Source organism: Veronia pacifica, assembly GCF_001707825.1.
Classification (GTDB): Bacteria; Pseudomonadota; Gammaproteobacteria; order Enterobacterales; family Vibrionaceae; genus Veronia; species Veronia pacifica.
In genome coordinates, this window is record NZ_LYBM01000004.1 from 51363 (window position 1) to 63819 (window position 12457).

Here is a 12457-nt window from a genome sequence, read left to right on the forward strand (position 1 = left end):
TAACTATATTCAGTTTTTCAAACCATACGGGTTGTAGTAACCCAATGCACTCTTGGTGTTGTCGCTAAAGCCAAAGCCCGCATTGGCGCCTAGTCCAAGGAGGCTGAACGACAGTGAGACACCACTGTCAAATTTAGGTTCCTGTGAGATATTACCCCTGCTGAGCAGATATTCACTGTAAGTCAGTCCCAGCTGCCAGCAGGCATCTCGGTAAACAAGTCCAACCTGATTTTCCAGTTTAATGTCTTGGGTCAGGTCGTGGAAATACTGTCCCTGAAGACTGAATCTATCTGTAATGGGTATGCCTGCAATAAGGCCGACCTGAGAAATACCGTCTTCTGTGATACTGTCGATTGACCCGTTTCTCAGCGTTGAAGCAATGTAGTCTTTGCTGACAAAGCGATAACTGGCCTGAGTGAAAAAGCTACCGTTGCGGTACTCAGCGAGGCTGTTTGCGAACTGTAATTTACTGATATTGTTGTCATATTCCATTGAGCCTTTCAGGAACCAATGATCAGCGACGTTAATTTCTGTTTCCAGTGCCCAGGCTGAATAATTAACCCGCGCTTCGCCGGAACCAAAGGGGCGATCGACATAAAAGATCTGGCCGACAGAAAGGTTAAACCTCTCTTTTAATGCGTCATCGTAAAATCGGGTTGAAGCGCCAAGCGTAAACTGATTCGCAGAGTTAATGTAGTCAATATTACTGTATTGGTTGGTTCGGAATAGCCCATAGTAGTCAGTTTGCAGCCTAACCGTGTCGTAACCACCACCTTTGTAGGACACAGGATTATAGATCTGACTTTGATCAACATCTTTAACGTATAAATACTGAATGCGAGGTTCTAGTGTCTGTAGATAATTGGTTCCCCAAAGCGGTTGCTCACGCTCAAGGATGATCGTGCTGTTGAGGCGAACGACAGGTACAGAGCGGGTGGTATGTGATCCAAGTGTTGAGCGGATATCATTCGACAGCGTGCTGCTCACATCCTGCTCGTAGTAGGTATACAAAAGCTTAGCTTCGGCCGACGCCTGCAGCCAAGGCAAGTTGTAAGGCAGAGTCAATGTCGGTTCAATATGAAGACGCGTCGCATCAGGTTTTGATTCAGTATCGGTTTCAAAGCGACTGATTTGACTGGGTACCGTAAAAGACATGTTTCCCGGTAAATTAGGGCCGTAATAGTTAAGCGCCAACTGCGGCATTAATCGATACACAGTTGAATTTTTTGTTAACGGCTGGAAGTCCCGTACTTTCAGGTGTGCGTCCCAGCTGTCCTCACGGTAAGCCACTTCAGCAGTCTGCAGCAGGTTACTATCCTCTCTTTTACCCACTTGGGAGTCGGTATGACGACTGAAGTAGGTGATGTCACTGACACGGCTGTAATCTAAATCATAAAGCCAGTGATCCTGAACACCACTATGACGCCAGTTTATCCCCCAGCTATCTTCCACTCCCGGATACTCGCGGTCTTCGGGCATGTATTCCGTTATGATCGAGCCGTTGCCCGGTCGGACCAGGTAATTGAATTCTGTTGTTAGCTGAGTACCACGATTAGACATCAGCTTTGGTGTAAACAACATATCGGCTTGCGGATGGATGTTCCAATAAAATGGCGTTTGTACCGAAATACCGTCTTTCTCGTCGAGAAAGCCAATAGTCGGATACAAAAATCCGGTCAGGCGTCCATCTTCAACAGGCACTCGAAGATAGGGTAGATAAAAAACTGGGGTATTAAGTATCTGAAAACTGGTGCCGTACATGTCCGCAAAGATATCGTCATCTTTTTTCTCTATGCGTTTGGCACCGAACCGCCAACTCTTATTTTCTTCAGGACAGGTGGTATATGTTCCATCGTCCAATTGGTAAAAAGTAGTGCCGTTTTTGAAGACTTTCTTTGCCTCACCGCGCCCTGACTGACAAAGTAGACGATACTTCGCATTTTCGACATAAGTGTCCTGATTTGTCAGATTTGATTGTATACGGTCACTTTGGATCAACATTTCACCATCATTGAAGATAACATTACCTTCAGCGGTTACTTGCCTTTCCCCCGGGGTGGTCAGCACCATAGTGTCAGACTCTAGGGTTCTGTGCCCCTGTCTGACAATGACATCTCCCTCGTAGGTGATTTTTTCCTTGTCACCGGCAGTACTTGACGCATTGATAGTGATTGGCAGCGTATTGATATCGTCCGCGTTTTTATTCTTTGCCACTGCGCATGGGTATGCCTGTTTATGGCATTTTTCATCAGAAGTGATCAGGCTCGGATCTATGCTGGTAGTATCTGTATCAGCAAAAGCCGGGCTATGAACGAATAGCATGGCAATAGCTGGGAGAAAAATACGGGCGGTATATGGCATTGAACAGTACAATCCTGTGTTTATTTTGCAGCCTTGATATACTTTTAAGGCGCTGCTTTCGGCACGTTTTCGCTAAAAATGTTAGCTATGATAATGCAATTTACACTCAACAGCACCCGTAACCTGCCTGAAGTCAGAGTGAAACGGGTAAAACTTAACGGATAGAGATAGATCAGATGTCTGTATGGGGAAAATTAGTTGGCGCGTCATTTGGTTTCCTTTTAGGCCATCTTCCGGGTCTGCTTTTAGGCAGCTTTCTAGGACATAAGTTCGATCAAAAGCGGCAAAAAGAGATGTACGAGGGAGCCCGTTGGGGTTCTCAGGGAGCCGAGCAACGGGAACAAGGGTATTTTTATGCCACATTTGCTGTCATGGGGCATATTGCCAAGGCGAAAGGGCAGGTCACAGAGAACGAGATTCGCGTTGCTACAAAACTAATGGATCGTATGGAATTGCACGGCGAGTCAAGGCAGCAGGCGCAGAATGCCTTCCGCGAAGGTAAGGACATGCAATTTCCGTTGGAAGAAGTGCTGTGGAGAGTGCGCAGAGAGCAGTCTGGTCGCTTTGATCTCCTGCAATTTTTTCTTGAAGTGCAAATACAGGCAGCCTGTGCAGATGGAAACCTTCATCCTAACGAACTGCAGGTGCTTCATGTTGTAGCCAGCAGACTGGGTTTCTCCCGGCGTCAATTGGAACAGCGCCTTGCCATGCAGCATGCCAGCTACCGTTTTCACGAACACAGCACCAAATATGACAAACACAGTAGCCACTGGCGGACCCGAGACCTGAGAGACAGAATATCGGGTGCCTGCGAGTTGCTGGGCGTCTCCCCTGACGCGTCAGCGAAAGAGCTCAAGAAAGCTTACCGCAAGCTGATGAACGAGCACCATCCAGATAAGTTGGTCGCTAAAGGCTTACCTGCCTCCATGATGGAAATTGCCAAGCAAAAAGCACAGGATATTCAGGCTGCCTACGATCTGATCCGGAAAGAAAAAGGGTTCACCTGACAGCCCAAGTAATAGTTTGCTTGTTAGAGCAGGTTTTGCGGCTTTCCACTTTTGAAGGCCTCTATGTTTTGTGTTAACTGGTCAGCCAGTGCCTGAAGGGAAGAATCTGAACCCCATGCTACGTGTGGGGTCAGTAACAAATTAGGTAAGCCAGCATGCGCCACCAATGGATTTGATATTGTGGCAGGCTCTTCGGTAAATACATCTATTCCGGCCGCAGCAATCGTCCCGCTTTTCAGTGCATTCACCAGCGCATGTTCATCGACAAGCCCTCCTCTTCCAGCGTTAATCACGATTGCCTCTGGTTTCATCATCGCGAGCTCAGGTTGACCAATCAGATGATGTGTTTGCTCATTGAGTGGACAATGCAGCGAAATGGCATCTGCGACTGAAAGAACGGTCTCAAAAGGAGTGTAGCCAGGTCTGCAATCACCAGCCCCCTTGTGCTCTGCGAACAGTACGTTGATGCCGACGGCCTCAGCAAGTGCAGCGACGCCTTTACCAAGACTGCCCTTTCCGAAGATGCCAAGTGTTGAGCCAGCAATATCTCCAATGGGGTGAGTGAAAAAGCAAAACTGCCCTTTTTCCTGCCAGACATCGTTTTGAATATCCCGCTGATAAGCACAAAGGCTACGCCGAAGGCTGAACAACATCGCTATCACATGCTCGGGTACAGACCGGGTGGCATACCCTCGGATATTGCAGACAGGAAGCTGATTGGCATGGCACCAGGAAAGATCGACATTGTTATATCCTGTTGCTGCAACGGCGATTAATTTAAGCGATGGCAATCGGGGCAGCATCGTTTTATCAAGAATCACTTTATTAGTGACGACGATAGTGGCGTCTTTTAGCCGTTCCTCAATCTCATCGGGCGAGGTCGACGGGTAACTCGTCCAACGATGAGGAAAGTGTGGGGCAGGTATCTTGATATGATCTGGAATAGTCTCCCGATCGAGAAAGACAATATGTTCCATGGCAGGCAACTCCTTTTTCCTGCCACTTTACGGTTACCAAGGTGGTAATTACAACTCCAGCGGGGTTGCGGCTAATCCACGTGTGATCAACATATCTTTTGGTGCGGCCGGATAAAAGTCACAAGGCGCGCAAAGATGCATGGATTGATTGGTGGCCGGATGCAAAAAGCTCAGCTCAGCGGCATGAAGCTGAAGGCGAGGCGAATAACGGAGGGCCTGAGGGTGTGCGTAAAACTCATCACCGACGATAGGGTGCTCCATTGCCAACATATGAACCCGCAGCTGGTGCGAGCGGCCAGTGATGGGCAGTAGACGGACCAGGCTGGTTTTTTTCTCTCGCTTCACCACTTCGAAGCCGGTCTGAGAAGGTTTACCAGTCTCAAAGCATACTTTTTGCCTCGGGCGGTTGGGCCAGTCGCATATCAGGGGAAGGTCGATTTCCCCCTGGTCATTGTCAGGGTGTCCCCATACCCGCGCGTAATAGAGCTTATGAGTCACTCTCTCACGGAATTGGGCTTTCAGGTGACGCTCAGCTTCTTTGTGTTTGGCAAACACGATCAGGCCGGATGTTGACATGTCCAGTCGATGCACAAGCTCTGCGTCAGGGAAGTCTTTTTTAATCCGAGACCAGGCGCTGTCGTAATGTGCAGGGTCCCTTCCGGGATTTGTCAGCAGGCCACTGGGTTTGTTGATGGCGATAATATCGTCATCCTGATAAATCACATCCAGCCAGGGGGAGGTCGGTGGACGGTATACGAATTCGTTGTTCATAATCTTGCTCAAAAAACAGTCGGCGCAAGTTTAACACGCTATATACGACAAGGCACTGCCGTAGAGTTTATGAACCCTAGACAGTGCCTCTTTGGTCAGTTCGATTTACTGATGACTGACGATCACCACGCGCAGCGCGTCGAGACGAAGCTGTGCCTGACCGATATAGTTACGCAACTCAGCCATCTGATTTTCCAGTGTCTCCAGCTCTTCATCGCGGATGTTTGGATTGACAGCCTTCAATGCCTGCAGTCGGTCTAATTCTGCGCGCAGGCTATGCGTCATTTCTTCCGCTGCGTCTGCTTTAACCGTCTCCAGTTCTTTTTCCGCCTGCGTGTCTGCTACTTCAATCAAGCTGTGGATCTGGGTCTGGACTGAGGTCACCAGTTTACTGCTCAGATGGCGATTAACTGGACTCAATTGACGGTGGAACCCTTCAAAGGCGACGTTTTCAGCAAGGTTATTGCCTTTTGCATCTAACAGCACCCTGACTGGGGTGGCAGGTAAGAAGCGATGAATACCCGAAGATTTCGGTGCCTGAGCATCAATCACGTACAGGAGCTCAAGGAAAAGAGTACCGACTGGCATAGCCTTGCTCTTCAGCAGAGAAACTGCCGTCGTACCAACATCTTCACTCAACAGCAGGTCAATGCCACCTTGAATCATTGGGTGCTCCCAGCTGATCAGGTGCAAATCTTCACGTGACAGCGCGGTATCGCGATCAAAAGTGATTGTGCAGCCTTCAGCAGGCAGACCTGGATAGCTTGGCACCAGCATATGCTCTGACGGGGTTACGACAATCGCATTTTCCCCTTTGTCGTCCTGATTGAGTCCAATGGTGTCAAACAGCCCTAGCGCAAAGGTGACCAAGTTGGTATCTCCGTCTTTTGCGGCGATTTGCTCTACCAAGTCTTGTGCGCCTTTACCACCGTTGGAATGCATTTCAAGCAATCGGTCACGTCCCTGCTCCAGTGCGGCCTTCAGCTCATGGTGCATGGCAGAACTGGTTTCAATAAGATTATCCAGTGCTTCCCCATCGGACTCACCGTTTGCCAGCATCTCGATGAGATCACTGCGGACATGTTCGAATACCGCACGGCCGGTTGGGCAGGTTTCCTCAAATGCATTAAGGCCTGTGTTATACCAACGCGCCAGCAGAGCCTGAGAAGTTCCTTCCATGTAAGGAACATGGATCTCGATATCACGCTGTTGGCCGATGCGGTCGAGACGACCGATGCGTTGCTCCAGTAGATCCGGATTGATCGGCAGGTCAAACATCACCAATTGATTGCTGAACTGGAAGTTGCGGCCTTCAGAACCGATTTCAGAACAGATCAGGACCTGAGCACCGCCCTCGTCCTGCGCAAAATAGGCTGCCGCCTTGTCACGTTCAAGAATGGACATACCTTCGTGGAACACAGTCCCCCGGATCCCCTCACGCTCGCGGAGGGCCTGTTCAAGGCTGAGTGCCGTCTGGGCGCGTGAACAAATCACCAGTACTTTCTCGTTACGGTGAGATTTAAGCAGGTTCAGCAACCAGTCAATTCGCGGGTCAAATCCCCACCATGAAGCATCTTCACCTTCAAATTGCTGGTAAATATCTTCAGGGTAAAGCCATTGAAGCGCTTTCTCCTCGGCAGACTTACCACGGCTCATCATACCAGCAACGCGCATTGCTGTGGTGTACTGACTGGGGATTGTCAGCGGGTACAGATTGAGGTGTCTGTCCGGGAAGCCCTTTATGGCTGAACGCGTGTTTCGGAACAGCACCCGGCCGGTGCCGTGTCTGTCCATCAGGTTATCAATTAACTCATGGCGAGCATCTTGACGTTGCTCCTCATCCAGATCACGGGCCTCAATGATCCGCAGCAGTGGTTCAACGTCCTGCTCGGAGAGCAGTTCAGTAATACTGTTTTTGGCGTCATTGGTGAGCGGTGAGTCAGCAAAAAGCTGACTGACTGCATCCGCTACCGGCGCATACTGACGTTCTTCTTCAACGAATGCCTCATAGTCGTAGAAACGGTCCGGATCGAGCAGACGCAGGCGGGCAAAATGGCTCTCGTGGCCGAGTTGCTCCGGTGTTGCGGTCAGTAGCAACACGCCCGGAGTATTTTCAGCAATCGCTTCGATAACCTGATACTCACGGCTTGGCTTTTCCTGATTCCACTCAAGATGGTGTGCTTCATCGACAACCAGCAGATCCCAGCTGCCTTCAGCAGCCTGCTCAAAGCGTTTACGGCTTTTACGCAGGAAATCCAATGAACACAGCACCAACTGTGCAGTGTCAAAGGGGTTTTCTGCATCAGCAAAAGCTTCTACGCAGCGCTCTTCATCGAAAATAGAAAAATGAAGATTAAAGCGACGCAACATCTCAACCAGCCACTGGTGCTGGAGTGTTTCAGGAACCACGATCAATACGCGCTCTGCTCTGCCTGACAGCACCTGCTGGTGGATGATCATACCGGCTTCAATGGTTTTACCCAGTCCAACCTCATCTGCTAGCAATACTCGGGGGGCGTGGCGGCGGCCTACTTCATGAGCGACAAAAAGCTGATGCGGGATTAAGCCTGCACGCATACCGCAAAGGCCACGTAATGGACTACGTAGTTGCTCGTACTGGTTCTTCAGGGCACGGTAACGCAGCGCAAAACGATCCATTCTGTCGATTTGACCCGCGAATAATTTATCCTGCGGTTTACTGAATCTGAGGTGATGATTCAGCATAATCTCACGCAGAGAATAGTCCTCTTCTTCCGTATCCTGACGTGTCCCTATGTATGTCAGCACTCCTTGCTCTTCAACGACGTTTTCGACGGTAAGCGACCAGCCTTCGTGGCTTTCAATTACGTCTCCCTTGTTAAACATTACCCGGGTGATTGGAGCATCACTTCGGGCATAAAGACGGTTTTCTTCACAGGCTGGGAACATCAGGGTAACGGTGCGCGCATCAAGCGCAACAACTGTCCCCAGTCCCAGATCGCTTTCAGTATCACTGATCCAACGTTGTCCTAGAGCGTAAGGCATAATTCGGTGAAACCTCTGTTAAAAGCTGGCACTGAGCAAAATAGGGTGCCAAGAATGCATAGTGACTAGTGCATGCCTGCCTGAGAAATACAGTGTAGGCCATGACGGGCACTCAGAAAAATGGTCAGATATGGTACTTGAACTTGTGAAAAGGGTCACGGTTAATGTGGTGAATCAAGAGCATGTCACAAGAGAGTAACAAAATTTACGTTCTACTATGGGTATGACGCCAAATATGTCTTAGGATTAAGATAAGCGGTGAAAACCCGCTAGCCTTAGCAACCAAGGAGGTGCCTATGGGCGATGGTGACCGAAAATTCTTTGTACTGGATACCAATATCCTGCTCCACGAACCTTTCGCAATTTATTCCTTTCAAGAACACGACGTGGTCATTCCTATGACCGTATTAGAAGAACTAGATCGCATCAAAGACAGCAAACGTGATATAGCGCGTGATGCCCGTGTTGCGATCCGTGCACTGGAGGACATATTTAAGGACGCGACACCCGACCAAATCACTAAGGGGATGAAAGTCGGTAAAGAGGGGGGAACCGGCACAGTTTCAATTCTTGCCGATTTCGAAATCAAAGAAACGGTCCAGGCTTTTGCTGACAAGGCAGGAGATAACCGGATACTCAATGCCGTCCTGTATTTACAGACCAAACGCTCGCCACGCAAAGTGGTTCTGGTGACCAAAGACATCAACATGCGTCTTCGGGCAAAAGGTGCTGGCGTGAGGTTTGTTGAGGATTACCGTTCCGACCAACTCATTGACGACGTCAGCCTTTTGTCTAAAGGTTTTCAGGTCTTCAAGGGGGGATTCTGGGATCAGGTGGTTGCCTGTGAAACAGAAAACAGCGGGCGCACCACACTGCATACCCTACCTCGTGACCAAATAGCAAATACCTACATTAACCAGTATGTGCTGGATGAAGGTGAAGAATTTGCGGGGCGGGTTGTATCTATTACTGACAGCGAGTTGCAACTTAAGGACATCAGCAGGGAGCGTCTGATGCACCGTGAAGCCTGGGGGATCAGGCCGAAAAATATCTATCAGGGGATGGCACTGGATGCATTGCTCGACCCGAGTATTGATCTGGCTATTCTCACCGGCCCTGCAGGATGTGGTAAAACGATTCTTGCGATGGCTGCGGCGCTGGAACAGGTGGTTGAAAAGGGGATGTATGACAAGATCATTGTGACTCGGAATACGCCAGAAATCGCCGAATCTATTGGTTTTCTGCCCGGTACAGAAGAAGAGAAAATGATGCCTTGGCTTGGGGCTGTGACCGATACACTGGAAGCACTCCATAAAAATGATGAGTGCGCAGATGGTTCGATGCGTTACATCATGGAAAAAGCCAACATCCAGTTTAAATCTATTAACTTTATGCGCGGTCGCTCAATTCAGAATGCCTTTGTTATTTTGGATGAGTGTCAAAACCTCACAGCATCACAACTGAAAACCATCATTACTCGCTGTGGCGAAGGAACCAAACTGGTCTGCTCCGGTAACCTTGCGCAGATTGACAGTCCTTATCTGACCCCGGTGACATCCGGATTGACGTATATCGTAGAACGTTTCAAGAATTTTGAGGGAAGCGCCAGTGTCTATCTCAATGGCGTCGTGCGCAGCCGACTTGCGGAGTTTGCTGAAGAAAATCTCTGACAGCGATGTGCCAAATGGCAAAGGGCTGGTGAAAACCAGCCCTTTTTCCTTTTTAGCTCGTTACCGTTACCACGGAAGCTCAGTATCCAGATGCCGATGGCCATCAATACCTGCGCTGAGATTATTTACTCTCTCTGCCTTGTGCTGCCGCATCCTTTTCAATGCAGTGTTAACCAGTGCGCTGCCCTCATCACCGTCTTCCGGGTAGTGAGCAAAGCTATAGCAGAAACTGAGTGGCAGTACCTGCTGATTAAGAGACAGCGGGATCGACGGCAATGACCGACGTAACTTGTCTATCCGCTTAATTGCAAGGTTACGGTCACAGTAGTCAAACAAAATTGCAAACTCCCCACCGCCCAGTCGCGCAATCACGGCTTTGCTTGAAAGCTGTCCACGAAGCTGGGAAATCAAGTGTTTAATGGCGATGTCTCCCACCTGATGACCACACTCGGCATTGAGTTGGCCGAGATTATCCAAATCCAACACCGCTATTGAGTATGGGGATGGACTAAAGCGTTTCTCATTAAGCACATTGTAAAAGGCGTCCCGGTTGAGGGTACCTGTCAGGCGATCTAACTGCGTCACCTGTTCTAATTTTGCCGACGAGGTTGCCAATGCTTTCAGGGCATTTTTAAGGTCCTGAGATTTTCTTCTCAGCACCATAGGTATGATAGACACGACAGCAATGAACAAAATCGATACTGAAATCAGTGGCCATTTTAATTTTGAACCTTGCACAGCACTTTCTTCCAGTCCGGGAATGTCATCGAACCATTTATGGTAAAGCGCATCCACTTCCTTATCGGTAATATTTTCCAGACCCTTTTCAATCGCTGGCATTTGTCGGGCATTCTGTCTGCTCACCGCAAAATGGATTGAGAAGCTATACAACTTTTTGCGTGGCGTAAAAGTGCCCTGGCGGTCGTTTTTATACAAACCGTAAAGCGTGGTATTGAGGTCATCGATAAAGACATCAATATCACCGCGATAGGCCGCTTCATTTAACCCGCCAAAGGTGTCATAGCGACGGATACTTTCTGAGGGCAGGCGAGTGGTCAAAAATTCATCTTTCACACTGGCTGTCACAGAGCCGACTTTCAGATCACTGAGATGTGAGAGTGCGGTATCGTTAAGTTCGCGTTTGGCAAAAAGGTACACATCGTATTTTTGCAGTGGCAGTTCCCGCGAAAAGTAAAGATACTTTGCACGGTTACTGGTGTAACCCAGCCCACCATGGATCACTGTCGTGTCTGTACTTGCAAGGGCAATCGATGCAGGCCAGTTCATTAACTGGAATTTTATCTCTACGTGATTCTTCTCGCCGTATAGCTTCCAGAAATCTACCATTATCCCATCGGGTTCACCTTCACTGTTGATAAAGGAAAAGGGTTCCCAGGTCGATGAGCCTGTGACGATTAACTGCTTTGGAAGGGCTGCTGCGCAACTTGAGTACAGCAGGGTAAAAACAACCGCAATAAGCAGAGCAGATTTTTTAATGAGGTACATATATCCTAAACAAAAAAGGCTAAAGACGACTAAAAGTGCGAACAGCATCACACTATTATACGTCTGGTACTACCTCTCAGCAAAGACATAATTGAATATTTTATGCGCCGATTTTATGACGCTAAACGTGATAATTGTCAAAAGAGTTCGACATCATCTTCGGGGATCATTTCAACAATGTCTCCCGATGCAAGGAGATCGTCGTAGAAACAAATTCGGTTACGACCAAACTCTTTCGCTTTATACAGTGCTTGGTCGGCAAACCCCAATACTGTGATTGCGTTTAACTCGCTTTCATTGATGGAGGCTGCGCCTAATGACACAGTGACATCCTTGACTGCTCCGTAATCCCTCGCACAGACCAAACTCAGGAAACCGTTCAGCAGAGCTTCGACCTCTGCACGCGGTCTGGCGTGAAGTATGACTACGAACTCGTCGCCTCCGTAGCGGAACAGAATGTCGTCATCATCAAAATGCGCCTTCATGATCGCAGTGATCAGAAGGATTACCTCGTCCCCGAATACGTGACCATAGTTGTCGTTTATGCGTTTAAAATGGTCAATATCAAAAATACATACCCAATGGTCGCCATTCTGCGCGATATCCGTGCTCTGAATCAGATAACGATCCAATAAGAGGTCTATCTTACTGGTCAACACTTTGCGGTTGTAAAGACCCGTTAGACCGTCACGCTCACTGGCAGAGATGATCTTCTGGTAGTTTTCGTAGACCTTGGCCAGGCCTTCGACAAGGTGGATATCATCGCCCTGTAGCTTTGCACATTTACAAAACACAACTGCGCTGATTGCTTCATCAGTTTCGCCTGCATGGATGGGAACAGCGACCATAGCCTGCAGATCTTTCGGGCTATATTCGACCACGTTGTCACCACAGCTTATGCAGTTTCTCAGCACCCGTTCAATAGCATCCTTTTCATCCTCGTACAGAAAGATGTCAGAACTGGCGAGCACCATAAACTCAGGGGATGAATCTCGGTTGTAATCCAACACTAATACTTGTTCCGCAGGGGTTAACTGAAGGACTGTGGTTATGAGACTTTCGGTAATAGTATCAGTTTCGGTCTGCGCAGTTATGTCAACGACGGAATCAAGCACATCAATGTTGGTTACGCTCACAAGCA

Annotated in this window: 8 protein-coding genes; 2 read left to right on the forward strand and 6 right to left on the reverse strand. The window is 48.7% G+C overall.

The window, feature by feature from the left end; all coding sequences use genetic code 11:
* Positions 1-9: 9 nt before the first annotated feature.
* Positions 10-2361: an LPS assembly protein LptD gene (gene lptD / locus A8L45_RS03925; RefSeq protein WP_068899457.1), complete on the reverse strand. Its 2352-nt coding sequence runs from the start codon at positions 2359-2361 to the stop codon at positions 10-12.
* A 176-nt stretch (positions 2362-2537) separates the two neighbouring features.
* Between lptD and djlA the strand changes: the two genes are divergently transcribed.
* Positions 2538-3368 carry a co-chaperone DjlA gene (gene djlA / locus A8L45_RS03930; protein WP_068899459.1) on the forward strand — a complete coding sequence of 277 codons (831 nt, stop codon included), beginning with the start codon at positions 2538-2540 and terminating at the stop codon, positions 3366-3368.
* A gap of 23 nt (positions 3369-3391) precedes the next feature.
* On the opposite strand, the gene A8L45_RS03935 is transcribed toward djlA, so the two are convergent.
* The 3 genes from A8L45_RS03935 to rapA form a co-directional block, all read right to left on the reverse strand.
* On the reverse strand, positions 3392-4345 hold the full coding sequence (locus tag A8L45_RS03935; RefSeq protein WP_068899461.1) for a D-2-hydroxyacid dehydrogenase: 954 nt from the start codon (positions 4343-4345) through the stop codon (positions 3392-3394).
* A gap of 48 nt (positions 4346-4393) precedes the next feature.
* Positions 4394-5116, reverse strand: coding sequence for a bifunctional tRNA pseudouridine(32) synthase/23S rRNA pseudouridine(746) synthase RluA (gene rluA / locus A8L45_RS03940; RefSeq protein WP_068899463.1), 723 nt, complete (start codon positions 5114-5116; stop codon positions 4394-4396).
* A gap of 105 nt (positions 5117-5221) precedes the next feature.
* Positions 5222-8140, reverse strand: coding sequence for an RNA polymerase-associated protein RapA (gene rapA, locus A8L45_RS03945; protein ID WP_068899465.1), 2919 nt, complete (start codon positions 8138-8140; stop codon positions 5222-5224).
* Between the two features lie 296 nt (positions 8141-8436).
* Here rapA and A8L45_RS03950 point away from each other — a divergent pair, with 296 nt between their 5' ends.
* A complete protein-coding gene (locus A8L45_RS03950) occupies positions 8437-9810 on the forward strand; it encodes a PhoH family protein (protein ID WP_068899467.1) in 1374 nt (457 codons plus the stop codon).
* Between the two features lie 66 nt (positions 9811-9876).
* Here A8L45_RS03950 and A8L45_RS03955 read toward each other — a convergent pair whose 3' ends face one another.
* Complete coding sequence (locus A8L45_RS03955; protein ID WP_068899469.1) at positions 9877-11316, reverse strand: transporter substrate-binding domain-containing diguanylate cyclase; 1440 nt, start codon at positions 11314-11316, stop codon at positions 9877-9879.
* Between the two features lie 137 nt (positions 11317-11453).
* A complete protein-coding gene (locus A8L45_RS03960) occupies positions 11454-12452 on the reverse strand; it encodes a GGDEF domain-containing protein (RefSeq protein ID WP_068899633.1) in 999 nt (332 codons plus the stop codon).
* Between the last annotated feature and the right edge of the window lie 5 nt (positions 12453-12457).

Bases quoted from the DNA above. Each gene is read 5' to 3' on its own strand.
- A8L45_RS03950 (WP_068899467.1), top strand. From the start codon at position 8,437: ATGGGCGATGGTGACCGAAAATTCTTTGTACTGGATACCAATATCCTG.
- A8L45_RS03955 (WP_068899469.1), bottom strand. From the start codon at position 11,316: ATGTACCTCATTAAAAAATCTGCTCTGCTTATTGCGGTTGTTTTTACC.
- lptD (WP_068899457.1), bottom strand. From the start codon at position 2,361: ATGCCATATACCGCCCGTATTTTTCTCCCAGCTATTGCCATGCTATTC.
- A8L45_RS03935 (WP_068899461.1), bottom strand. From the start codon at position 4,345: ATGGAACATATTGTCTTTCTCGATCGGGAGACTATTCCAGATCATATC.
- djlA (WP_068899459.1), top strand. From the start codon at position 2,538: ATGTCTGTATGGGGAAAATTAGTTGGCGCGTCATTTGGTTTCCTTTTA.
- rluA (WP_068899463.1), bottom strand. From the start codon at position 5,116: ATGAACAACGAATTCGTATACCGTCCACCGACCTCCCCCTGGCTGGAT.
- rapA (WP_068899465.1), bottom strand. From the start codon at position 8,140: ATGCCTTACGCTCTAGGACAACGTTGGATCAGTGATACTGAAAGCGAT.